19 protein-coding genes are annotated in these 24,217 nt (G+C 62.6%); 8 read left to right on the top strand and 11 right to left on the bottom strand.

The window, feature by feature from the left end:
* Position 1: 1 nt before the first annotated feature.
* The 8 genes from J7302_RS09160 to nadC all read right to left on the bottom strand — a co-directional run bounded on the left by J7302_RS09160 (position 2) and on the right by nadC (position 9,123).
* The gene (locus tag J7302_RS09160) at positions 2–2,194 is read right to left on the bottom strand and encodes a sugar kinase (RefSeq protein ID WP_215372942.1); all 2,193 of its coding nucleotides are present in this window, start codon (positions 2,192–2,194) and stop codon (positions 2–4) included.
* Positions 2,195–2,732: 538 nt separating this feature from the next.
* Positions 2,733–3,302 (bottom strand): hypothetical protein, encoded by a 570-nt coding sequence (locus J7302_RS09155; RefSeq protein ID WP_215372941.1) that lies wholly within the window; start codon positions 3,300–3,302, stop codon positions 2,733–2,735.
* Between the two features lie 337 nt (positions 3,303–3,639).
* Positions 3,640–5,184, bottom strand: coding sequence for a YfjI family protein (locus tag J7302_RS09150; RefSeq protein WP_215372940.1), 1,545 nt, complete (start codon positions 5,182–5,184; stop codon positions 3,640–3,642).
* Complete coding sequence (locus tag J7302_RS09145) at positions 5,181–5,573, bottom strand: virulence-associated protein E (protein ID WP_215372939.1); 393 nt, start codon at positions 5,571–5,573, stop codon at positions 5,181–5,183. Before J7302_RS09145 ends, J7302_RS09150 begins: the two co-directional genes overlap by 4 nt.
* On the bottom strand, positions 5,570–5,848 hold the full coding sequence (locus J7302_RS09140; RefSeq protein ID WP_215372938.1) for a helix-turn-helix domain-containing protein: 279 nt from the start codon (positions 5,846–5,848) through the stop codon (positions 5,570–5,572). Before J7302_RS09140 ends, J7302_RS09145 begins: the two co-directional genes overlap by 4 nt.
* Positions 5,849–5,959: 111 nt before the next feature.
* Positions 5,960–6,505 (bottom strand): hypothetical protein, encoded by a 546-nt coding sequence (locus tag J7302_RS09135; RefSeq protein ID WP_215372937.1) that lies wholly within the window; start codon positions 6,503–6,505, stop codon positions 5,960–5,962.
* A gap of 119 nt (positions 6,506–6,624) precedes the next feature.
* On the bottom strand, positions 6,625–7,992 hold the full coding sequence (locus tag J7302_RS09130) for a tyrosine-type recombinase/integrase (protein WP_215372936.1): 1,368 nt from the start codon (positions 7,990–7,992) through the stop codon (positions 6,625–6,627).
* 282 nt (positions 7,993–8,274) lie between these two features.
* Positions 8,275–9,123, bottom strand: a complete 849-nt coding sequence (gene nadC, locus J7302_RS09125) for a carboxylating nicotinate-nucleotide diphosphorylase (protein ID WP_215372935.1) — start codon at positions 9,121–9,123, stop codon at positions 8,275–8,277.
* A 395-nt stretch (positions 9,124–9,518) separates the two neighbouring features.
* Between nadC and J7302_RS09120 the strand changes: the two genes are divergently transcribed.
* From J7302_RS09120 to J7302_RS09105, 4 genes are all read left to right on the top strand, one after another.
* On the top strand, positions 9,519–11,759 hold the full coding sequence (locus J7302_RS09120; protein WP_215372934.1) for a DUF1631 domain-containing protein: 2,241 nt from the start codon (positions 9,519–9,521) through the stop codon (positions 11,757–11,759).
* 239 nt (positions 11,760–11,998) lie between these two features.
* On the top strand, positions 11,999–12,547 hold the full coding sequence (ampD, locus tag J7302_RS09115; protein WP_215372933.1) for a 1,6-anhydro-N-acetylmuramyl-L-alanine amidase AmpD: 549 nt from the start codon (positions 11,999–12,001) through the stop codon (positions 12,545–12,547).
* 12 nt (positions 12,548–12,559) lie between these two features.
* Positions 12,560–13,396, top strand: a complete 837-nt coding sequence (ampE, locus tag J7302_RS09110; RefSeq protein ID WP_215372932.1) for a regulatory signaling modulator protein AmpE — start codon at positions 12,560–12,562, stop codon at positions 13,394–13,396.
* A 262-nt stretch (positions 13,397–13,658) separates the two neighbouring features.
* Positions 13,659–15,689, top strand: coding sequence for a methyl-accepting chemotaxis protein (locus J7302_RS09105; RefSeq protein WP_215372931.1), 2,031 nt, complete (start codon positions 13,659–13,661; stop codon positions 15,687–15,689).
* A gap of 143 nt (positions 15,690–15,832) precedes the next feature.
* On the opposite strand, the gene J7302_RS09100 is transcribed toward J7302_RS09105, so the two are convergent.
* Positions 15,833–16,606 carry a TatD family hydrolase gene (locus J7302_RS09100; protein ID WP_215372930.1) on the bottom strand — a complete coding sequence of 258 codons (774 nt, stop codon included), beginning with the start codon at positions 16,604–16,606 and terminating at the stop codon, positions 15,833–15,835.
* 302 nt (positions 16,607–16,908) lie between these two features.
* Between J7302_RS09100 and J7302_RS26805 the strand changes: the two genes are divergently transcribed.
* The 4 genes from J7302_RS26805 to J7302_RS09080 all read left to right on the top strand — a co-directional run bounded on the left by J7302_RS26805 (position 16,909) and on the right by J7302_RS09080 (position 21,325).
* Positions 16,909–18,906, top strand: coding sequence for an aminotransferase class I/II-fold pyridoxal phosphate-dependent enzyme (locus J7302_RS26805; RefSeq protein ID WP_215372929.1), 1,998 nt, complete (start codon positions 16,909–16,911; stop codon positions 18,904–18,906).
* A gap of 72 nt (positions 18,907–18,978) precedes the next feature.
* Positions 18,979–19,764 carry a transporter substrate-binding domain-containing protein gene (locus tag J7302_RS09090; protein WP_215372928.1) on the top strand — a complete coding sequence of 262 codons (786 nt, stop codon included), beginning with the start codon at positions 18,979–18,981 and terminating at the stop codon, positions 19,762–19,764.
* Between the two features lie 141 nt (positions 19,765–19,905).
* Positions 19,906–20,616: an ABC transporter permease gene (locus tag J7302_RS09085; RefSeq protein WP_215372927.1), complete on the top strand. Its 711-nt coding sequence runs from the start codon at positions 19,906–19,908 to the stop codon at positions 20,614–20,616.
* 13 nt (positions 20,617–20,629) lie between these two features.
* The gene (locus J7302_RS09080; RefSeq protein ID WP_215372926.1) at positions 20,630–21,325 is read left to right on the top strand and encodes an ABC transporter permease; all 696 of its coding nucleotides are present in this window, start codon (positions 20,630–20,632) and stop codon (positions 21,323–21,325) included.
* A 205-nt stretch (positions 21,326–21,530) separates the two neighbouring features.
* Here J7302_RS09080 and J7302_RS09075 read toward each other — a convergent pair whose 3' ends face one another.
* Both J7302_RS09075 and J7302_RS09070 read right to left on the bottom strand, forming a co-directional pair.
* Positions 21,531–22,154, bottom strand: coding sequence for a TetR/AcrR family transcriptional regulator (locus J7302_RS09075; protein ID WP_215372925.1), 624 nt, complete (start codon positions 22,152–22,154; stop codon positions 21,531–21,533).
* Between the two features lie 228 nt (positions 22,155–22,382).
* Positions 22,383–23,966, bottom strand: coding sequence for a peptide chain release factor 3 (locus tag J7302_RS09070; RefSeq protein WP_215372924.1), 1,584 nt, complete (start codon positions 23,964–23,966; stop codon positions 22,383–22,385).
* Positions 23,967–24,217 lie beyond the last annotated feature (251 nt).

Below are 24,217 nucleotides of genomic sequence, written 5' to 3'. Positions count from 1 at the left end.
CTCAGGCCCCGCGCCCGGTGGCGAAGACGTGCAGGCCCGCCGCCGAGGCGTCCAGGTCATGGCGAAGGTCGCTGGTCAACGAGGCCACATCGGCGATCGTCCGGGCCAAGCGATCCTTGCGCATCAGGGTTTCGTCCATTTTGTAGCGTGCCCGTATGGCCTCACGGATCCGGGCGCGTGCCGCGGCCATGGTGCTATCGAACTGTTTGCGCATGTGCCCGACGTGGGCATCATGCACGCTATGCAGCATGGCGTGCGCTTGCGCACTGGCGGCTTTTTCGAAGGTGCGCAGCCGCGACACGGCAGCCGTGGTCAGGTAGGCTGCGGCCACCACGGCGGTGACTGCGACTGCGGCCGGGTGAAGGGTGGTCGGCACTACGGGCGCGGAGGCATCACCTGACGGCTCCGGCTTGCCGAAGATCGCAGCCAGGATATCGGCCTTGCCGTCGCTGACGACATCCACCGCCATCACGGTCGCGAGCGAGCGGATCGCGGTTTTCCCCACGTCAACGCTGGCCTTGAGGCTATCCACGCCATCTTCCACCAGGTTCTTCGCTGGCGCACCGGCCCCTGGCTGCACGCCCTCCTTGAGCCCGACCACCTCTGGCATGGCGTAGAGCAAGCGGGTGTACTCCAGCGAAATCGCAGGTACCAGCTCAACGCTTTCACCCAGTGCCTTGCTGGCCGCCGCGTGCGCCTGGGCGTCCTCTTGCGAGTGGTGGCCAAGCAACAGCTGTACATCGCTGACAATCTCGGGGGTCAGCTTTTTGAAGGTCGCCATCTGCCCCGACGGATGCATGTAGCCCACCTGGATCAGCGAGCGTGATTGCTCGGGCGCCAACAGCGGCTTGGGGCTGCCGGCAATGGGCGCCGCGTTCGTACGGCCCAGCTTGCGGGCAGTGAGCTGAGTCAGCTCGCCCGAGTACTGCGTGAAGAGCTCGGAGGCGCCGCTGCGCCATGCGCCCAGCACGACCTGCTGCAGTTTCATCTTGGTTTCACTGGTAGTGTCGAACGCGTTCGAGACCCAGTTCACGAAACCTTCGTGGTGATCCTTCAGCGCCTTGTCCAGCGTACGACTCGCCTCGTCGAGCGCCTTGCTTGCTAGTTTGCCTACCACCTCCAGGTGCTCGGCGCGCAGGGCCTCGGCGGCATCATCGAATTTCTCGAGTACCGCTTGCAGTACTTGAGCGCCTTCGGTTTCCGTTTCGCTGCTGAAGTACAACCGGGACTTGCTGCGGATCAGATTCAGCACCCGCGTCAGGTCCTTGCCGACCAGGTCAGAGAGGTCACTCATCTGTAGGTGGCGGTTGGCCTGCCCGGTGAAGTTGAGGTCGTGGATCGCGCGCTCCAGGTGCGGCATCCAGTGCTCGACATAGTCGGGGTCGTCCGTGCCGGTCAGGATGATGTGGTGCTCGGCGGCCTCGGCCGGAACCTGGAACGTCGCTTGCGCGCTGTTGCGCAGTTGCTGGCGCTCGGCCGGGTCTTCGCGGCTGTCTTCGGTCTTGGTGACCACCACAAAGGGTCGCACGCCCGCCAGCTCGCCTTCGAGCATGTCCTTGACGATCTCGACCTGCTGCTGGTTCGCCATGCGGGTTTTGTCGGTGACTACGATGCAACCACCGGCGGCCACCATGGCCTGGCGCATCAGCTCTTGCCAGGCGCGGTTGTCGCGGTCTTGTTTTTCATACCCCGGCAACAGCAACCAGGCCTGGTTGTCACGCTTGAAATAGCGACGTGGTACCCGTAGCACGGGCAGCAGGTCACCGGTGGCGGGGTCGCTGATCACCCGTTGAAACTCGGCGACCTCGACCGGAACGTCCCGAAGGGTGAAGCTGCTGGCCCCGTCGTCTTTCACCAACCGGCGCACAAAGCCCTGCACCTGCTGCAGGCCGCCCTGCTCCAGCACCAGCACAGGCATTTTCTCGCCCCGCCCTTCGTTGCCTTCAAGCCACTTGTCTTCCGCGTCAAGCAAGCCATAGAGGCATGCCATCAAGGTGGTCTTGCCCGCGCCTTGGGAGCCGCCGATCGCAACGACCCAGGTGTCGCCCAGCACTTGGGCAAGCAACAGCCGGCGCATGACCTCCAGCAGCTTATCGTCGATTTCTTCATTGCCCAGGTCAGTACAGGCGCCGCGCAGGTGGCGCAGTGCATTGTTCAGGCTTTCAAGCAGGACTTCGGGGGACTGCAGGGTCACTGTCGTTTCCTCGTTCGATCTTCGGAGTTGCCGCGGCGGGGCGGCCCTGAATGCAATACCTTGTCAGGGGCGGCTCAGGCTAGGCCCGGAGGCCCTTGAGGTACAGGTGCTCAGCATGGCACTGAGGGTGGGAAATGATGCCGGTAACCATGCCTACGGGAGCACTTATCACCGTGCCAAGACCAAAAATCTTATGGTCTACACGGTCACCTTTCGCCAGCGGGCATCCCTGTTTCGTCATGACAAACTCCTTTAGGTATTGATCCATCATCACGCCGGTATTATGCATGCATGGCGGCACTGTGCTATCTCGAAAGCTGGCTTACAGAGCCTGGCCATGGGTACACAAAGTGAGTACACCCCGCACTTCCCGACCTTCTTGGAGGGCGCTTCCCGCGCGGGTTCACAGGTCCTCAGGCAGTGCCGGCCATTCGATTCCTAAACAGGTCAAAGCTGCTCTGATGATGGAGGGCTCTGGCCAGGCGGACAAACTTCGTCAACCTGACACTCATGCTCTGGTGGCGCAGAGGGGCCAGGTTCAGCGGCCTTCAATCCTGGCCAGTTCGCGCTCGTACCTCTCATAGCAGTCTTCCATCGCCATCATCGATTCCAGCACATACCCAGTATGTTCGGCCTTCAGGCGATTAAAGGTTTTCCAGTGCATCCCCTTGGGTTTGACTCCGTCACCATTGAAGATGCCCGGCGTCCAGTTCAGCTTCTTCCGGATTCTGTCGGCACGCAGCATCGCCGGATCACGGAAGCGCGTACGCTGGCTGGGATATGCCAACTGGTGGCAGTGCCGACAGGCAAAGACTGACCCGCCGAACAGTATCGCCACGCGCCGCCCGCAATCTCGCCCAGGGCACAGGAACCATGGCCGTTGTCCGCCATAGGTGCAGCCTGTCCATTCCAGAAAGACGGGGTACTCCCTCGTCTGCAATTCATTGCCGCTGATGCGGGTTCGGTAGTGGAGAGTGACACGGCCAGTCTTTGCCCGAATCTGGATGGACCCGAGATTTTCGCCATTGAGCGACCAGCACCACGAGGCGGTCTTGCCTGGTGCAAGCAGGCCATCTCGCTGCAGGAGACGAACATCCAGCGCCAGCATGTCGACTGTGGTGACCTTGCCAACCCGTCCGCGCCCACTACCCCATCCGCCCATTTTTGCTCCCAAGGATTTGTCGAAATCATTTGGCAATTTGAAGAGAGGTTTCCGTCAGAAGGGACATGCGAGCCAGGTCCCCCCTTACGGCCTTGTGTCGATTCTGGTGATGTAGGAAACCAGGGCAAATTGGCGGTGACCTCGTTCCGCAGCGGCCAGGCCAATCGACGTTTTTCCCCGAAAACGGGGGAGGGGATGCCTTCAAAACCTACAAAACTAGGTTCTGTTGGTTTTGTAGGTTCGGCCTCGACCCTTTTGGCGATTTTCTGCATCCACCGACCCATTACGCGTCCCTGCGCCAGACGTATCGTTTCGAAGGGCGGCCGCCCTTGTCGCCGGCCACTTCGTAGCCGATAACGAAACGGTGCTCGCTCAAGGTGGCGAGCGCCTCATTCACGACCTCCAGAGAATCGAGGCCAGCCCACCCTTTGAGGCGGACTTCCCGTGGTGTGAACGGCTCGGGCAGCTTGTCCTTACGCGCCAAGATCAGGCGGGCGCCCATCAGCGGAGCATTGATTGCCGCGCCATACAGGCGGCCAGCGTGCGACTTGAGGTAGTCGGCCCAGGCCAGGGCGCGGGCTGTTGCCTTGACGCCTACGGCATCCCGTCCACCACCAATCAGCTCAAACAGCAACGCCAGGCCGGCAATGGTCTGCGGCATCTTCATCAAGTGCGACTGCAAGGCCGGATGCATCTCGCCGTGCCGGATTTCCTGCATGTGTGCGGTGTACCAGGCGTTGAACAGGTCCTGTGCCGCCAGGTCGAAGCGCAGCGCCTGCCGTGGTTCATCCGGCACCTGGTCAAGGTCGTGAATGACGGCCCCGACACGTTCTTGGGCCGCTTTGTTCGGCCTGCGGTCAACAAGCTGCCAAGCCCGATCATCGTCGGGCCAGACGGCCAGTTGCAGCCGCTGTACAAGGCCATCATCCAGTTCTCCGGTCACCGCACCACGCACCAGGGGAGCGATACGAGAGGGTTGAATGCCACCGACCAGGGAAATACAGCAGGATTCGATATGTACGGTGCCCCGGCCAATGCGGTCATAGGTAAACGTGCCGTTGCCGTCGAAGCATTCGAGGTAGAAGGCGCGCGCAACAGCGCCATCCTCGGTCTGCATCAGGGCCAGCCAGCCGCCCAGTTCGTCGCGGGCCAGCAACAGGCCGTTGGGGTTTTCGTTCAGCAACTCCCCCAGCTTCTCGACGCTGGCATCGTTGACGATGTAGCGACGCGGAATCGGTGTCGGCAGATCGTTGGCGAACTCTGTCAGTGCTGTTAGTGCCGCGTCCCTTTTGTCCTCCGTCATCAGCTTCTTAGCCTTGTCCTTGGCCGCCTTGCGCTCCAGCTCCAGCACCTCACTGGCAGCCTTGTACTTGATCAAGGCCTGGCCGTGTTTCTCCCGTTCCTTGGCTTCCAGGGCGACCAGCGGGCGCAGGGCCTGCTTGAGTGCCGGTGACTTCATGGCGGACGGCCTGCCGATGATGCAGCCCCACTGATTCGGCACGACTTCCCAATCGTCGCGCTGCTTCGGGTGGATGGTGAACTTGCGGCCAACCACGGCGCTGATACCAACCACCAGGGCGACTGCCATGAAATCGGGCGGGCACTGGGTACGATCGGCAGTGTCGCGGACAAAGCCGCGAAGCGCCTCGGGCAACAGAGCATCTTTCCAAGCCATCGCCGGGGGCAGGCCATTCGGCAGCGGTTGTGGTTTGATCGCCGGATTGAGGTAATCCGCCAAGGCTTGGTCCGGCATCTCCTCAGCGAAGGCCGGCAGGTTGTCCACCAAGCTTTCCCACTGACTGGCAGAAAGGTCTTGAACTGAGGTCATTTGCGGCCCTCCAGTCGAGCCAGGCGACGGCGGGCAGTTTCCAGACGCTCCAGATCGGAGAGCGGCAGCTTCGCCCCCTGCGCCAGCAGCAACAGGCCAAAGACCACGATGCGGCGTTCATGGTCGATGGCGGCACGATGCGGGCCACGTCGCGCCGGACGCTGGTGATCCTCGGGGAACAGATCGCGCAGCGTCAGCTCGACCGCTTCGACGATCTCAGCAGCAGTACAGCCGGCCCAGCACTTCAGCAGCAGCGTCCCGTCCGCGGTTTCCACAATTCGCAGGCTGGGGGTCTGGTCATCATGCGCCGGGCAAAGTGCTGTCCACTGCTTCGGCTTCACCTGTTGCACTCGGCTTAGCTGCGGCAGCAGTTTGTCGGCGGGCATCATTCCGAGTGCACCACGCCGGTGTGAGTGGCGGTGCGGCGTGCCAGGAACTCGGCAAGGTCGCTCAGGCGGTACTTCACCAAGCGGCCGACCTTGAGGAACGGCAGGTTGTAGCGGCCGGTCGAGCGCCAGACCGCAAGAGTGGTCGGCTGCAAGCCAAGAGCGGTGGCAGCCTGCTTATCGTCTACGTTGACAGGCGGGTTTTTCGGGTCGTAGCCGAGCTGAGCGGCGATCTCAGATTTGATCGCGGCAATGTTTGCGGAATGAGTGGTGTTCATGTGAATAACCCCGTCTAGGTTGATTTAACGGGGCGATGATCCGGAGCGGTTGGCGGTAGCGGCAGTCCGGTCTGCGCGCAGACTGTACAGCGTGCGCGCAAACTGTAGGGGTTAGTCCGTGGTTTTCTCCGTGGCTTTGCAATGATCGCTAATCCAACTGCACAAGGTGCGCTGAGTAACGCCATAGTCCTTGTGCCGACTTCGGGCGAAGGCGGCTACGCTGCTGACGTTTTCTCCGTATGCGTCCCATGCTGCCAAGGCGGCGGCTTTCTGCTGGTTGGTGTGGTGGTGGCGTGCATGGGCGGCCTTGCGCGCTGAGGCTGACGTTTGCTCCTGCACCGCCTTTTTAACCTGCGCGTCCTTGTCCTCGCCTAGGGCGATTACGTTAGCCTCAATCAGAGCCAGAAGAAGAATTTTGAAGCCTAACTTCAAGTCGTCTGCGACATCGGGGTGCCGGTATATCGCCAGGTCGATGCAGCCCAGCTGACCTAAGAGCCCATCCCGAATAACCCCCGAGTTATCGAGTACGCGGGTGTCCAACCGCTCGACAACGTCGAAGAAATGTTCCAGGGGCGTTTCTTGGCTCAGCTGGATGACGCTGCTAGCGCCTTCCTCAAGCCCGGCAATTTTTTCTAAGTAATTCTTATCGTCGTTCACGATTCAGGCGCCTTAACAAGGACTCCCACTTACGGAATAGACCGACTGGTCGGGCGGGTGGGAAGTCCGCTTTTCGGGAGGAGGCCCTAGGTCAGCCGATGCTCGGTGAAGCCGGTGATCTAGTTCTTCTTCGCTCTGCGCTTTGCCGGCAACGTCACCACTTCGGTGGGCTGCTTGATCCCTGCCGCCTCAAGCATGGCCAGCGTTGCCGTCTCGACAGACTGGCGCACGGGATCAAGGTCGAGGCGGGCATAGATCGCCGTGGCCTGATGCGTCTTGTGGTTAAGGCTCTTGCCGATGATCGCCATGGATGCACCGGTCTTCGCTTGCCAGCTGCCGAGGGTACGGCGCAGGTCATGAATGCGTAGGTCGGTCATGTCATAAAGCGCCGGGTCGATTTCCAGCGCGTCGGCGATGGCTCGATAACGCTTCTCGGCGGCGGCTGGCGCTTCGGTGATCTGCTTGTCGGCGAGCTGGCGCTCCTCGGCAGTCAGCTTGCCGAGTCCTTCCAGGTGGTCGAGGAGGCGGCGCAGACTGGCGCGCAGCAGGATGGCGGCCCACGCCTTCTTCGGCTCGACCAGATGGCCGGTCTTGCCCTCGCCGGGAAACACGAAAGGCGAGGCGCCGGTCGTGCGCTTGCGGGCGACCAGGGCAGCGGCGGCCTCGGGCGATAAGGTGACATTCTGTGGGGTGCCATTCTTGGTCATGCCGATGCGCCAGATGCGGGTATCGAGGTCGAGGTCGCGCCAGGCCATTGCCTGTACGTTGGAGCGACGCGCACCAGTCAGCAGCGACAACAGAAAGAAGTCGGCGAGGCTCGACTCGCCGATGGCAGCGAACAGGTGCGGCAGTTCGACGGACTGGGCGAAGCGGTCGCGCGACGGCGCCGGGTTCTTCTGAATGCGGCTGGCGGGGTTGGTGCCCTCGAACAGCTCCAGGTCGGCGGCGAAGTTAAAAACCGAGGAGACGACGGCCATTGCCTTGTCGGCCTGTGCGGCGCTTTTCTTCGATGCCTTCGAGTGAATGGCCTTCAAGTCTTGTTTGGTGATATGCGACAGCTTCCTTGACTTGATCGTCTCCAGGTACAGACGCAGCAGGTCGAGGTAATCGCGCTTGGTCTTTTCGCCCAGCGGGGTGCCGTCGCGCTTCTTCTTCTCGGCGAGGAACTGCTTGAGCATCTCGGCAAAGGTCGGCTCCCCCCGAATCGCTCGGCGGGCGGCGGCGGGGTTGGCCCCGGTGGCGAATTCGCCGAGGATCTTCTGCGCCTCGGCGCGGGCCTGCTCGACGGTCATCTCGGGGAGGGTGCCGAGTTTTACCCAGGCCATTGATGCGCCGGCACGCTTGACCACATAGAAGGTGCGGGTGCCGGCTGCGGTGATGCGCATCGCCAGCTTCGGTATTTCTGTGTCATAGACCGCCAGACGCTTTCCAGCCTCAGGTGGGGCTAGCGCCAGCAGTGCCGTTTTGGTGAATTTCAGCTTCGCCATACAGTTACCTTGCGGGCCTCAGGTTCTCGACGGGCTAGCGCCGGGCTATCACTGGGCTAGCGCTGGCTATCAAATTTGGTCGATTTTGGTGATAGCCCGTAAAGGCGACAATAAGCTGAAGGCCCTATTCTGTATAGGTTAGTAAAGGTTGAAAAATGAGAAGGTATCCACACGCCCTCGCATTCGTAATGAGAAGGTCGAGGGTTCGATTCCTTTCACCGGCACCACGATCCCAACAAAAAGCCCCGTCTGGTACGGGGCTTTTTGTTGTCTGAAATTTGATCAGAGGCTGAGGCGCATCGACAGGTCGATGGCTTTGACGTCTTTGGTCAGGGTGCCGATGGAGATGTAGTCGACGCCGGTCTCGGCGACGGTGCGCAGGGTGGTTTCGTTGATGCCGCCGGAGGCTTCGAGTTTGGCGCGGCCGTTGGTGAGCTGCACGGCGGTGCGCATGTCTTCGAGGCTGAGCTCGTCGAGCATGATGATGTCGGCGCTGGCGTCCAGGGCCTGTTGCAGTTCATCGAGGCTTTCCACTTCCACTTCCACCGGCTTGCCGGGGGCGATCCGGTGGGCGGCAGCGATGGCTTCCTTGATGCCGCCGCACGCGGCGATGTGGTTTTCCTTGATCAGGAAAGCATCGTAGAGGCCAATGCGGTGGTTGTGGCCGCCGCCGCAGGTGACGGCATATTTTTGCGCCAGGCGCAGGCCGGGCAGGGTCTTGCGGGTGTCCAGCAGTTTCACCTGGGTGCCCTTGACCAATTCCACGTATTGGCTGACGCGGGTGGCCACGCCCGACAGGCACTGGAGGAAGTTCAGTGCGCTGCGCTCGCCGCTGAGCAGGGCGCGGGCCGGGCCGTGGAGGTGGAACAACGCCTTGTCGGCGTGGGTGTGTTGGCCGTCCTGGACCAGCCATTCCACTGTCACGCTTGGGTCGATCTGGCGGAACACCTCATTGACCCAGGCGGTGCCGCTGATCACGGCGTCCTCGCGGGTGATGACCGTGGCGCGGGCCTGGCGGTCGGCGGGGATGAGTTGGGCGGTGATGTCGCCGCTGCCGATGTCTTCGCTGAGTGCGCAGCGAACATTGGCCTCGATTTCGGCGGTCAGGTCGGCGAGGGTGAGGTTGGGCATGTTGGGCTCCGCGGGCAGATTGGCAGCGATTATAAAGGCTATGTCTCGCTTGGGTGCCCATCCGACGTGGATTTTCCGGTCAGCGTGGCGCTGGGGTGGTGTTTTCGTAGGCGCCAGCTTGCTGGCGAAAGTGCGGTGATGTTCGCGAGCAAGCTCGCTCCTACGGAGGGCGGGGCGGGGCGGGGGCGGTATCTGGGGTGGCGGTGGGGTTTATTATCTGTGACCTGAGTCATGTCTGAAGGAAAACGTCGCTTGGTTGTCATGGCTTCGTCCCTATAATGAGTAAGTTCCATCATATTTTGACGCCAGACACTTGACGTTATGGATGACTCCCCGTTGATCGACGTTCGGACCTGTCTGCCCTGTGCGGGTAGGCGGCCTGTGGGAGGCCCGTGATGCACACCGACGCGAAGGTGGTTCCTTTAACCAAGGATGCCGCCGAGCCATCGCCAATTTCACCGGTAGGCAGGCTGCCCGTGGCCTTGATCCAGGTGCGCGACAAAATGGCTCTGCGCTTGAAGCAGGCGCTTCAAGAGCTGTTCGACAACGCGGACGATACCCTCTTCGAGATGGCCGACCGGTCGACCAGCAACGTTGAGCAGAACGCGTTCTTCGAGGCGATGCGGGACATGCGCTTGAAGCGCAAGAGCATCGAGCGTGCCTTTCTGCACAAGGTTTCCGAGTCTTTCTCCGTGCTCGGCCAATACGATATCGGCAGGGCTCCGCAGCTGGATGCGCTGTCGTTCGACGGCCTCGCGCTGGTGCAGAACGATGAACTGGAAGAGGCCGTGGCGCAGGATGCCATGGTCGCCAGGGTGATGAGCCGTGATGCGGTTGCCATTGGCCATCTGACCGCCCGCCTTAATGTGCTGGTCAGCAAGAAGATCGAGGACAAGACCAACCCCCTGGGCCCGCGCCTGCTGTGCGAGGCGTTTCTCGATGCCTGCCGCAGCCTGGGCGTGGAGATCAAGGTCAAGCTGATCGTCCTCAAGCTGTTCGAGAAGTACGTGCTCAGCGAGCTGGAGCAGTTGTACGCCGAAGCGAACCAGTTACTGGTGGCCGCGGGCGTGCTGCCGGAACTCAAGTCCGCGCCGGTGCGGCGCCAGCAGGAGCACGCCAGCCCCACGCGGCAGGCGGCCCCCGCCGAGCCGCCGGTTGGCGCTGTCGGTTCGGTGGAGGGGAGCGTCCAGGAGGTGTTCGGTGTCCTCCAGGAGCTTTTGTCCCAGGCGCGGGGCACTGCGCTGCCGCGACGCGAGCTGCCGGCCGATGCGGTGCCGATCAGCAACCCTGACCTGCTGCGCCTGCTTTCTCATCTGCAGCAGCGCCTGCCTCAGCAGGTTGAGGGCAGTGCCGACCTGCGCATCAGCCTCGATCAGGTGCTGACCCGTGCCACTGCCCGGAGCGGGCGGACGCGGGTGATTGGCCAGGTGGATGACGATGTCATCAACGTGGTTTCCATGCTGTTCGAGTTCATCCTCGATGACCGCACGCTGCCGGACGCCTTCAAGGCGCTTATCGGCCGCATGCAGATACCGATGCTAAAGGTCGCGCTGCTGGACAAGACGTTTTTCAGCCGGGGCAGCCATCCGGCGCGTCGGTTGCTGAACGAAATCGCCTCTGCTGCGCTTGGCTGCGGGGATCGCGACGATGCCCAGCGCGACAGTCTCTATCAGCGCATCGAACAGGTCGTGCAGCGCTTGCTGAACGACTTCGACGATGATCCGGTGATTTTTTCCGACCTGTTGGCCGAGTTCATCGCCTATACCGGTGACGAGCGTCGCCGCAGCGAATTGCTGGAGCAACGCACCCGCGATGCCGAAGAAGGGCGCGCCAGGGCCGAACTGGCCCGCAAGCAGGTGGAGGGCGCCCTGAACCAGCGCCTGCTGGGCCGTACGCTGCCGGAGGTGGTGGTACGCCTGCTGCGCGAGGCCTGGAGCAAAGTGATGTTGCTCGCCTGCCTGAAGCACGGCGTGGAGTCGGATGAGTGGCACGCCGCCCTGCAGACCATGGACGAGCTGATCTGGAGCGTGGAGCCCCACGAGGCCCCGGAAGATCGCTCGCGGATGCTGGGTTTGGTGCCGGGTCTGCTGAAGTCCCTGCGCGAGGGGCTGGCGAGCGCTGCCTTCGACCCGTTCTCCACCAGCGAGTTTTTCAGTCAGCTGGAATCCCTGCACGTCCAGACCTTCCAGCGCTTCAAGCGTTCGGAGCCAGTGTCTTCGGTGGGTGATTCGGTGGTGCGGCCGTTGCTCGATCCTGGCAGCGCTGCACCGATGGTCGCCGTGGTTGAGGAGATTGTCCTGCTAGCGCCGAGGGAAGCCCCAGCGCCTGATCCGGAGCCTGTGGTGGTGGTCGACGACGAGGCTCTGGGCTTCGTCGATAACCTGAGGGTCGGCAGCTGGGTCGAGTTACAGGAAGACGACGAGCACAAGCTCCGCTGCAAGCTGGCGGCAATCATCCGACCGAGCGGCAAGTTCATCTTCGTCAATCGCACGGGGATGAAGGTGCTGGAGAAGACGCGCACGAGCCTGGCGGTGGAGTTCCGCCGCAAGACGATTCACCTGCTGGATGATGCCTTGCTGTTCGATCGTGCGCTGGAGTCGGTGATTGGCAACCTGCGGCGCATGAAAGGGGCTTGAGGGGCGGTTGCGAGCGGCCGGAAATCCTTGTAGGAGCGAGCTTGCTCGCGAAGATCCCCCGCGTTCGCCAGCAAGCTGGCTCCTACATGGGCATGGCGAAGGCATTTGCGCCCATGCGAATGCAGCCTGCAGGTTGGTTCATTCCTGGATAATGGCCTGAGTTCGGGCTCGCTACGGCCGGAGCCCTCGCTAAAATGGCTCCACTGCGCCTAAAGTGAATGGCAGTTCAAGGAGCCAACATGCAGCTGGATCTCGCAAGCGGCTGGTGCCAGGGCATCAGTCACTGTCCTTCACCCAACTTCAACCAGCGTCCGCTGGGTGAGGTTTCCTTGCTGGTGATTCACAACATCAGCCTTCCGCCGGGCCAGTTCGGCACGGGCAAGGTCCAGGCGTTCTTCCAGAACGCCCTGGACGCCAATGAGCATCCGTACTTCGCTGGCATCAGCGGGCTTACCGTTTCCGCACATTTTCTGATCGAGCGCAATGGCGCGGTCACTCAGTTCGTGTCCTGTAACGATCGGGCCTGGCATGCCGGGCTGTCGCGTTTTGCCGGCCGCGAGAACTGCAACGATTTTTCCCTGGGTATCGAACTTGAAGGGACGGACGAACTCCCTTTCACAGAGACCCAGTATGCTTCGCTCATTGCCCTGGTGGCCCAGCTGCGGCGCGGCTATCCGGCCATTACCCCGGAGCGTATCTGTGGCCACAGTGACATCGCGCCCGGTCGCAAGACCGATCCGGGGCCCGCATTCGACTGGGGGCGACTGCGGACCGCCCTCGAGCAATAAGGAGTTTTACCCATGAGTTTTCTGGTGCTCTTGCTGGTGCTGTGGATCGAGAAGTTTTCTGCCTGGCGTCGACATATCCAGCAGGACGGCGCCTGGCGGCGCGAACTGGCCAAGGCCGAAGCCAATCCGAAACTGGCGCAGCGGCCCTGGGCGCTGATGGGGTTGTTGGTGGTGCTGCCGCTGGTTTTGCTGGCGCTGTTGTTGGCGGCGCTGGAGCCGCTGGCCTACGGCTGGTTGGCGCTACCGGTGCATATCCTGGTGATCATCTACAGCCTCGGGCGCGGTGACGTGCTAGCCGACCTCGGACCGTTCCGCGACGCCTGGCGGCGTGGCGATACCCAGGGCGCTTATCACGTAGCCGAGCGTGACCTGGGCCTGGAAGCCGATGCGGGTGATGACCTGCTGCAGCAGGTGCAGGGCTATCAGCTTTGGCAGGCGTACCAGGGCTTTTTCGCGGTGATTTTCTGGTATGCCTTGCTCGGCCCTGTGGCTGCGTTGGCGTATCGACTGCTCGCGCTGACCGTCGAACATGCCAGCCTGCCGGCCCTGCGTGAGCGCGCCGAACAGGTTCGCCATGCCTTCGACTGGGTGCCGGTGCGGGTCCTGACCGCGAGCTTTTCCCTGGTGGGCAACTTCGTTGCCGTCAGCCGTGTCCTGCTGCATGAGCTGCTCAGCTGGGAAATCTCGGCGCGCAGCTACATCGATCTTGCCGGTCGCGCTGCGGCCGAGGTGCCTGCAACTGACGATGGCGAGGCCGGTGTGGCAACCCTGGATGCCCTGTGGCAGTTGGTGGTTCGGGCGGCCGTCCTCTGGTATGCAGGCTTCGCCCTCTGGGCCCTGGTGTTCTGAATACCCACTTCCTTCGCTCGCCCGACGGTTGATTGCTACCGTTGGGCGGGGCCTTCCTGCTTAACCTTTAGTTACAGAAACTCTGGTCGATATCGGGTACACAGGTGTCCGAAATCTGCACGAATTTTCTGAAGCGGCTCACAAAAGAACGAGAGCTGGCTTAGGAGTCACGCGGAGTCGTGACCTGCCACAGATGCAGGCTGGCTGCGTTTCAGCGATGCAGTGGACGCCCATAACAAGAAATGAGAACGGGAGACGTCGTGTGAAGACTCTGTTGTATCCTGCCATCGCGCTGATGAATCGCCTCAGCTTCGGCATGAAGTTCAGTCTGATCAGTGTTCTGTTTTTCCTGCCGATGCTGATCACCAACTTCTATCTGGTGCGCGATTCCTACCGCCAGTACGTCAGCACCCGCGCCGAGTTGGAAAGCCTCGATCTGCTGGGGGCCAGCCTCAAGGTGCGGCGCGATCTCGAAAGCCTCAGCGACCAGGTGCAGATCAACGCCATGATCGGTCAGTCCGGCCAGGCTGGTGATCTGGACAAGCGTATCGCCGGCCTGGAGCAGCAACTGGCGGCGGACCTGAAGGCACTGGAACCGGTGACTCTTGACCCTGCGCAGATCGAAGCTTTCACCACCAAGCGTGATGAGATGCTGACTGCGTTGCAGGCCGCCAGGAGCGAAACGTCCTTGCAAAGCAAGAGCGCGATGATCGAGAAGCTGCTTGGCGGCGCCCAGGTCTTCATCAAGATTGTCGCGACCCAGGCCGGGCTCAGCCAGGATGACCAGGCCGATGTGCGGCAGGTCACCGAACTGGTCACCTCCGTCACCCCGGTCGTGAGTCGGGCCTTGGGCAAGGGGCGCGCCACCGGCTCCTACTCGCTGGGCCAGGGCTTCCTCAACTCTGCGGCCAGTACCCAACTGGATGAACTGCTCCTGGATCTGGACAAGCTCAATGCCGAGTACGGCCTGAAGATCGCCGATGCGTTGTCGGGGAGCCCGCGAGCTCACCAGGCGCTGGATGCGCTGAGCGCTGCCAGCCGCGACACCATCAAGCAGAGTGCATCGCTGTTCGAGGAGAAGGTCATCATGGCCGACACCCTGAGCATGCCCTGGCCACAGTTCTATGACCAGGTCAGCGCGGCCCTGGAGAAAACCTACCAGCTCAACGATGCCTCCCTGGTGTTCCTGAAAGCGGAGCTGGAGGACCGCCTGGCCGGCAAGCGTACCCAGACCGGCCTGCTGGTGGTGGCGCTGGTGGTGGTGTTCCTTGCCATCGGTTATCTCTACAGCGGTTTCTATGTTTCCACCCGGGCCACCTTGAAGAGCCTTGGCAAGGTCATGGACCAGGTCGCGTCCGGTGACATGACGGTCAGCTTCAAGGCCGATAGCCGGGACGAGTTGGGTGAGCTGGGCCAGGTTTTCAACGGCACGGTGGCGAAGATCCATGACCTGATCGAGCTGGTCGGCCATACCGTGGTCGAGGTCGAACGCCAGGCGGGCCGAGTCGAGACCGTTTCCGGCGAAAGCAACCTGGCCGTTGCCGGTCAGCGCAGCCAGATCGAACAGGTCGCTACGGCAATGAACGAGATGTCCGCTACCGCCCAGGAGGTGGCACGCAGCGCGGCTGCCGCGGTGGACAGCGCACAAAGCGTGAATCAGGAGACGGTTAGCGGCCGTGCCCTGGTGGCGTCCCAGGTCGGCAGCATCGAACGTCTCGCCAGCGAGATCGACCAGTCGGTGGCGGTAATCAATCAGCTGGCTGCTGACAGTGCCTCCATCAGCCGGGTGCTTGAGGTCATCAAGGGTATCGCCGAGCAGACCAACCTGCTGGCGCTCAACGCTGCCATCGAGGCTGCGCGTGCGGGCGAGCAGGGGCGCGGTTTTGCGGTGGTCGCCGATGAGGTGCGGACCCTGGCTAAGCGTACCCAGCAGTCCACCGAGGAAATCGAGCAGATGATCGACAAGCTGCAAGGCGGCGTGGGCGCAGCGGTGAAAGCCATGAGCGTCAGCCACCAGATGGCTGATGGCACCGTCAGCCAGTCGGGCAAGGTGCAGCAGGCCCTGGAGAACATCCTCGGCTCGGTGGGCATGATCGTCGACCAGAACCAGCAGATCGCCGCGGCTGCCGAACAGCAGACTGCCGTGGCCCATGACATCGATCAGAACATCGTCGAGATCAACCACGCTGGCGAACGTACCGCCCAGGGCGCGAACCAGACTGAGCAGGCCAGTCGCCAGCTGTCCGAGCAGGTGGCACAGCTCAAGCAGCTGATTGGGGCGTTCAGGGTCTGATCAGCGCGTAGTCTGGGCCTGTAGGAGCGAGGGGGACGCCGAGTTCTTTCGCCAGCAAGCTGGCTCCTACAGCAAAGCCCGCCCCTGGGCGGCTCGGTGAAGCGTGGACTACGCTTCGCTCCTGGATTGGTCCATGTTGTGGATTACCAGCCAAATACCGCGCAGGCATTGCGGCTGCTGGCGGTGGCCAGCTCCTCGGGCGTGACGCCTCGGATTTCGGCCAATGCTGCGCAGATATCCGGCAAGAACTCAGGGCTGTTGCGCCCGTAAGGGTGCATGGCGGGAGCCATGTCGGGTGAGTCGGTCTCCAGCACGATGGCGTCCAGCGGCAGTTGCGCCACCACTTTGCGCAGGCGGTTGGCTTGGGGCCAGGTCGGGGCGCCACCCAGGCCCAGGTGGAAGCCGAGCTTGAGGTATTCCTTGGCGTCTTCGACGCTGCCGGCAAAGGCGTGGATGATCCCGGCGCGTTTCAGGCGGAAGCGTTTCAGCGTGGCGATCACCGCTGCGTGGCTCCGGCGAACGTGGAGCAGGGCTGGCAGTTCGAAGTCCGCGGCCATTTGCAGTTGGTTTTCGAACAAGTCCTGCTGCGCTGCGCGGTCCAGTTCAGGGATGAAGTAATCGAGCCCGATTTCGCCCACGGCGCAGAGCTTTGGATGGCCGATGTGGGCCTCCAGTTTCTGTCGCAAGGCATCGAGGTGGGCCGGCTGGTGTTGTGCCAGATAAACCGGATGCAGGCCGAACGCGGCATGGAGTCCCTCCTCGGCGAGCGCCATGTTCCATACCCGCTGCCAATTCCCTTCGAACACCCCCAGCAGCACCTGACGCTCCACGCCGAGGGCTCGGCAGTGCGCCAGCACGTCGTTGCGATCCGCGTCGAACTCCGGGAAATCCAGGTGGTTGTGGGTATCGATCAGCATGGCAGCCTGTTCAGTCAGGGCGGGCCTAGCAGCATATACCCAGCGCCTGGCGATGGGGCATGGAGGGCTGATTTCGGCCTTCCCTCACCCCAGCCCTTCTCCCGAAGGGAGAGGGGAGACCCGCGCTTGCTCGCTCGGATTCAGATTAAACAGCTCAGCAAACAGGCCACTGGAGCTCTTCTGGGAAAACGTCGCAAATCGCTATTGAACACTCGTTCATGCTGGGCTAATGTTGGGCCACTTGCCGGTTCGCCGATCCACCAAGCGGTCCGGAATCCACCATTTTCAAATGGGGCCAGCACATGCGTTTCGCTTCGCTTGTAGACCGGATGGCAGGGCCAGGCACAGCCGCCTGGGACATTCATTACGCGGCCATCGAGGCCCAGCGTGCCGGTGAGGATGTGATCGTCCTCAGCATCGGCGACCCCGATTTCGCCACGCCCGAATTCATCACCGACGCTGCCGTCGATGCGCTGCGTTCCGGGGATACCCATTACTGCGACGTGGCGGGCCGGCCGGAACTGCGCCAGGCCGTCGCCGACCTGCACGGCCGGCGCTTCGGGCAGGCGGTTGCCGCCGAGAATGTGATCGTGGTCGCCGGGGCGCAGAACGGCTTGTTCGCCGCTGCCATGTGTTTGCTGGAGGCCGGAGACGAGGTCATCGTCTTCGATCCCGTCTACGTGACCTACGAGGCCACCCTCAAGACCACCGGCGCGACCCTGGTCAGGGTGCCTTGTCCTGCCGAAGGTGGTTTTCGCCCGGATATTGCCGCCCTGAAGGCTGCGATCAACGAGCGCACCCGCGCCATCTTCTTCGCCAATCCGAACAACCCGACCGGTGCCGTGCTCAGCGCTGCCGAGCTCGAAGGCATCGCCGCGCTGGCGCAGGAGCACGATCTCTGGGTGGTGGCGGATGAGGTGTACGAAAGCCTCTGTTTCGAGAAGCCTCACTGCTCGATTGCCACCTTGCCGGGCATGCGTGAACGCACCGTCAGCATTGGCAGCCTGTCCAAATCCCACGCGATGACCGGCTGGCGCGCCGGCTGGGTGATTGCCCAGCCTCAACTGGTTGCGCACATCGAGAACCTGGCGCTGAACATGCTCTACGGGCTGCCTGGTTTCGTGCAGGAAGCGGCGCTGGCCGCCGTACTGGCCTACGACGATGTCACGCAGGGCATGCGCGACATCTATCGGCGCCGGCGCGACCTGGTGGTGGATGCCCTGTCGGGCTGCACGCCGCTCAAGGTCCTGGCCCCAGAGGCCGGCATGTTTGTCCTGCTGGATGTGCGCGAGACTGGCTTCAGCTCGCTGGATTTCGCCTGGCGCCTGTTCCGTGAGACCGGTGTTTCCGTGCTCGACGCTGCCGCCTTCGGCCCTGCAGCGGAGGGCTTCGTACGGCTGTCCTTCACCCTGGGTGAAGAGCAGCTGGCCGAGGCCTGTGCGCGCATCCGGCGTTTCGCCGCCGGCCTGGAACCTCGCCCGGCCTTCGCCGCTTCTGTGCGGACGACCTCGATCCCGACGCCAGCAGAGCGGCCGAAGATGATCGAGGTGGATTCGATCCACAAACGCTTCGGCCAGTTCGAGGTGCTCAAGGGCGTGTCGTTGACGGCGCACGAAGGCAGCATCGTCTCGCTGATCGGCGCCAGCGGCTCCGGCAAGAGCACACTGCTGCGCTGCATCAACATGCTGGAAATCCCCAACGAGGGCTCGGTGAAGGTCGATGGCGAGCGCATCGAACTCAGCCGCAATCGCCTTGGCGAGCCGGTGGTGGCCGACCAGAAGCAGCTGACGCGTATCCGCTCGCGGCTCGGCATGGTGTTCCAGGGCTTCAACCTCTGGCCTCATCGTACCGTGCTGGAAAACCTCATCGAGGCGCCGGTCCAGGTTCTGCGCGAGAGCCGTGCCGAGGCTACGGAGCGTGCCGAGGCTCTGCTGGATCGGGTCGGCCTGGCGGCCAAACGTCACGAGTATCCGTCCTTCCTTTCCGGTGGCCAGCAGCAGCGCGTGGCCATTGCGCGGGCCCTGGCGGTGGAGCCGAAGGTCATGCTGTTCGACGAGCCGACTTCGGCACTCGACCCGGAACTGGTGGGCGAGGTGTTGCGGGTGATCCGGTCGCTGGCCGAGGAAGGTCGCACCATGATCCTGGTCACCCACGAAATGGCCTTCGCTCGGGATGTTTCGACTCACGTGGCCTTCCTGCACCAGGGCAGGATCGAAGAAGAAGGCCCTCCGCAGGAGGTATTCCTCCGGCCGCGCAGCGAGCGCTGCCGGCAGTTCGTCAACGCTCACCAGAATCGATGACCGTGGCCGCCAGACGCGGCCGCCTCGACAAGCTCGAACCACAACAAAAACCAAGCAGGGCAGGGGATCACGATGAAGAAGTCTGGACTGGCAGGTTGGATGGCAGGTGCGGTAATGCTCATGGCCGGCGCAGCGGGAGCGCAGGCGGAAACACTCAAGTTCGCGATGGCGGCCGAGCCCTATCCGCCGTTCTCGGTCAAGCAGCCGGACGGCCAGTGGGTCGGCTTCGAGCCGGACCTGATTCGCAAGCTCTGCGCTGACATGCAGGCACAGTGCGAAATCGAAGAGGTGGCCTGGGACGGCATCATTCCGGCGCTGCTGGCGAAGAAGGTCGACGTGATCTTCAACTCGATGTCGATCACCGAGGAGCGCGAGAAGCAGATTTCCTTCAGTCGTGCCTATTACGACTCGCCGGCCGTGATCGTCGCGCCCAAGGCATTGAATTTCAGCCTCAGTCCTGGGGCGCTCAAGGGCAAGGCCGTGGGTGTGCAGATCGCCACCAACAACGCCAACTACCTGAAGAAGCACTACGAGGGCATCGCCGACGTGCGCTACTACGACACCCAGGATTCGGTGAATGCCGACCTCGTGGCCGGACGCATCGACGTGATGCTGGCCGATGGCCTTGCCGTGACCACCTTCGTCAAGTCGGCGGACGCCCAGGCTGCCGGGATCGAGATCGTTGGCGAGGTTCCCCACGACCCGATCTTCGGCCGCGGTATGGGAGCTGGGCTGCGCAAGGAAGACCAGGCGCTGAAGGCCAAGCTCGACGATGCCATCGGCAAGCTGCTGGCCAGCGAGGACTACAAGACCATCTCCGCCAAGTATTTCGACGTCAGCGTTGCGCCGAAACAGTGATTGCCGGAGCCATTCGCCAGCAAGCTGGCTCCTACGAGCGCAACCGGCGTTGCCGCGTAGGAGCGACCTTGGTCGCGAACATCGCCCGCCATTCCGGCTGAGCCGGAATGGCATCTTTCCGCTTCGCGCTGAGGTTCTGCGATGCAGTCTTATTTCGATCTCGTCGGCTTCGGCTCCCAAGGCTGGGGGCCGGCGCTGCTCAAAGGGTTGCTGGTAACCCTGCAAATTTCCGTTGGCGCCTTCCTGGTCGGCATCCTGATTGGGCTTTGTGTTGCAGTCGCCAAGCTGAATGGGCCACGCCCGCTGGTCCAGGTCATGCGTGGCTACACCACGATCTGCCGTGCGGTGCCCGAGTTGTTGCTGATCCTGGTGCTGTTCTACGCCGGCTCCATGGGCCTCAACAAACTGTTCGCCTGGCTGGGGTTCGGTGAGCTCAAGCTCAACGGCACCCTGGTCGCCATCGTGGTTCTTGGCCTGGTGCAGGGCGCCTATGCCTCGGAGATTTTCCGCGGCGCTATCCAGGCCATCCCCTTTGGTCAGATCGAGGCGGCCCGCGCCTTCGGCATGAGCGGGCTCGGGCTGTTCCAGCGCGTCACCCTGCCGATCATGGCGCCCAATGCCCTGGCAGGCATGGCCAACCTCTGGATCAACCTGATCAAGGACAGTGCGCTGATCAGCGTGGTCGGCACCAGCGAGCTGCTGTTCACCGCCAAGCAGGCGGCAGGCTCCACCCGCGAGTACCTGACCTTTTACCTCACCGCAGCAGCCTGTTACTACCTGCTGACCCTGCTCTCCAACCTGTTCTCCGGCTGGCTCGAGCGACGTTTCCGTCGCTGGGCCCCTTCGGTGTGAGCGAGTGACTGTCATGACCGCAGCCTGGATTTTTGACTACGGCAAATTGCTTCTGGATGGCCTTGGCACCACGTTGCTGATGCTGCTTATCTCAGCGGTGCTGGGCTTCGCGCTGGCCTTGCTGGTGGCGCTGGCTCGGATGTCGCGCAATTCGCTGGTCTCGGGCGTCAGCCTGGCTTACACCAGCGTGATTCGTGGCACGCCGCTGCTGGTCCAGATCTACATCTTCTATTACGGCTTAGGGAGCCTGTTCGCGCAGTTCCCGCTGATCCGCAGCAGTTTCCTCTGGCCATACCTGCGCGATGGCTTCTGGTACATCGTCCTGGCGCTGGTGCTTTCGGTTGGCGCTTACGTCGGGGAGGTGATCCGGGGCGGCATGAAATCAGTGCCCAAGGGCGAACTGGAGGCGGCGGCTGCCTTCGGCATGCGGCATCGGCTGGTGTTGATGCGGGTCTGGCTGCCCCGGGCGATCCGTCTGTTGCTGCCGACCCTGGCGGGCGAAACGGTGATGCTGCTCAAGTCCACCGCGCTGGCGTCGACCGTTGCCGTGGTCGATCTGTTGGGCGCTGCCAACGTGGTGCGCGCGCAGACGTTCCAGATTTACCAGCCGCTGTTGCTGGTGGCGGGGATCTACATCTGCCTGACCTTCATGATCGAGGCCGGTTTTGCGCGGGCTGAGGGACGAGCGATGTTTCGTCGGGCGAGCTGACGAAGGGGCCGCGGTGCGCCCTCACAGCGCTGGCGTTCCGATTCTGTAGGAGCGAGCTTGCTCGCGAATGTGCGCTGTTAGCCCGCACGCTGGCTACAGCCGTAGGATGGGTTGAGCCTGCGATACCCGTCAGTCGGGGCAGCCGCCATCGATGGGAATCGCTTCGCTCGTCCCATCCTACAAGTTGAAGTCCGGCTATGCGCGCTCAGGCATAGGCGCCGCGGCGCAGGCTGTCTACCCAGCGGCGGCAGATGTCCAGGCCTTCTTCGGCGCTGAAGTTGTCGGGGTTCAGGCACCACTCGAGCCATAGGCCGTCGAGCATTGCCGAGAGCGCAATGGCGGCCAGGCGCGGCTTGGCGATGTGGAAGCCTTCCTTTTTGGCAAGGTCGGACAAAAGCGTCTCGAGCAGGCCCAGGGAGCTGCCGTAGGTGCGCTCGTGGGCGTCATTCACCTGCGGTGAGTGACGGATCAGGCTCCAGAACACCACCCAGGGGCTGAGCAGGTCAGGGTCCAGTGTCACGGGGGAGAAGTAGCCGACGAGGAAGGCTTCGAGGCGCGCTGAGGGGTCGGTGCCCGCTTGCTCGATCTGCGCTTTGAGGGCCTGGCTCACTTCGTTGGCCAAGGTCTCGTAGGCCAGCGCCACCAGGGCATCGATGCTGCCGAAGTAGTGGTTGATCAGGCCGATTGCGACGTTCGCCTCCTTGGCGATTCGGCGCACTGATATCCCCGCGTGGCCTTCGGCGACCAGGCACTTCAGGGTGGCGCGCACCAGGTGTTCGCGGCGCTCCTCGGGGTTGGTCCTTGGCTGTCTCTCGCGTGGGGTGTCCAAGCTGCGATTTCCTTCGAGGCCGGGCAATAAGGGGCTTACACCGTTCGGGATGGTACCGCCTGACCAAGGAACAAACCAATCGCCGATCCCGCCCCGGTGGGGCGAGAAAACCTGAACGGATCGGGGAGATTTCGCGGAATGAAGGCGGCGCGTAGGCGGGGTTGTAGGAGCCAACTTGCTGGCGAACGGTGAATGTTCGCGAGCAAGCTCGCTCCTACGGAGTGCTGATCAGTGGTGCTCGCGGGTGGCGCGGAACTTGATGTCCGGCCAGCGCTCTTCCATCAGGCTGAGGTTGACGCGGGTGGGGGCCAGGTAGGTGAGGTGGCCGCCGCCATCCACCGCGAGGTTTTCCATCGCCTTGTCAGAGAATTCATTGAGCTTCTTCTTGTCAGCGCATTCGATCCAGCGTGCAGACCAGACGTTGATTGCCTCGTAGGCGCACTCGACCTTGTATTCCTCCTTCAGGCGGCTGGCGACCACGTCGAACTGCAGCACACCCACGGCACCGAGGATGATGTCGTTGTTGCGCTGCGGGAAGAACACCTGGGTGGCGCCTTCCTCGGCCAGCTCCTGCAGGCCCTGGCGCAGCTGCTTGGATTTCAGCGGGTCCTTCAGGCGCACGCGGCGGAACAGTTCCGGAGCGAAGTGCGGGATACCGGTAAAGCCCAGCACCTCGCCTTCGGTGAAGGTGTCACCGATCTGGATGGTGCCATGGTTGTGCAGGCCGATGATATCGCCGGCAAATGCCTCTTCCAGCTGCTCACGCTCGGAGGAGAAGAAGGTCAGGGCGTCGGCGATCTTCACGTCCTTGCCCAGGCGCACGTGGCGCATCTTCATGCCCTTTTCGTACTTGCCCGAGCAGATGCGCATGAAGGCGATGCGGTCGCGATGCTTGGGGTCCATGTTCGCCTGGATCTTGAACACGAAGCCGGAGAACTTCTCCTCGGTGGGCTCCACCTGGCGCTCGTGGGTGGCCCGCGACAGCGGCTGCGGCGCCCAGTCGACGATGCAGTCCAGGACCTGGTCGACGCCGAAGTTGCCCAGTGCGGTACCGAAGAATACCGGGGTCATGTGGCCCTTGAGGAACTCGTCCTTGTTGAACTCGTGGCAGGCGCCCTGCACCAGTTCCAGTTGCTCGACGAAGTCGTCGTAGAGGTCGCCCAGGTGGGCGCGGGCCTCATCCGAATCAAGTTTCTCGATCACCTTGATCTCGGTGCGTTCGTGGCCGTGGCCGGGCGTGTAGACGATCACCTTGTCTTCGGCGAGGTGGTATACGCCCTTGAAGTCCTTGTAGCAGCCGATCGGCCAGGTGATGGGTGCGGCCTTGATCTTCAGTACCGCTTCGATCTCATCGAGCAGTTCGATAGGGTCGCGGATGTCACGGTCCAGCTTGTTGATAAAGCTGACGATGGGCGTGTCGCGCAGGCGGCACACGTCCATCAGGGCGATGGTGCGCGGTTCGACGCCCTTGCCGCCGTCCAGCACCATCAGCGCGGAGTCCACCGCGGTCAGGGTGCGGTAGGTGTCTTCCGAGAAGTCTTCGTGGCCGGGGGTGTCGAGCAGGTTGATCATGTGCTCGCGATAGGGGAACTGCATCACCGAGGTGGTAATGGAGATACCACGCTGCTTTTCCATCTCCATCCAGTCGGAGGTGGCGTGGCGGTCGGACTTGCGCGACTTCACCGTGCCGGCGACGGCAATCGCCTTGCCCATCAGCAGCAGCTTCTCGGTGATGGTGGTCTTACCCGCGTCGGGGTGGGAAATGATGGCGAAGGTGCGGCGCTTCGCGACTTCGGCAGCCTGAATGCTCATGGAGAAGGAACCCGTCGACGAATAGTCGGTCTGTCAAAAAAGGCGGCGATTATAGCGGCAATCGCAGGTCAAGCGGCGGCTACCGGGCGAGTGGGGCTTGCAGGCTTCGTGCGGTATTTTGGGGCGCCCTGTTGCATATCCAAAACAGTCAACTGGCGATGCGACAAAGGGATGCTCCAAAGCGGCAATTTTTGATTGATCTAGAGCCCCCATGGCCCTAAAGTTCGCGCCCGAACGTCCATGCTGGCAAC

Source organism: Metapseudomonas boanensis, from assembly GCF_018704125.1.
GTDB lineage: Bacteria > Pseudomonadota > Gammaproteobacteria > Pseudomonadales > Pseudomonadaceae > Metapseudomonas > Metapseudomonas boanensis.
Note: the sequence above shows the minus strand (reverse complement) of the source record. Positions and strands in the feature narration are given on the sequence as shown.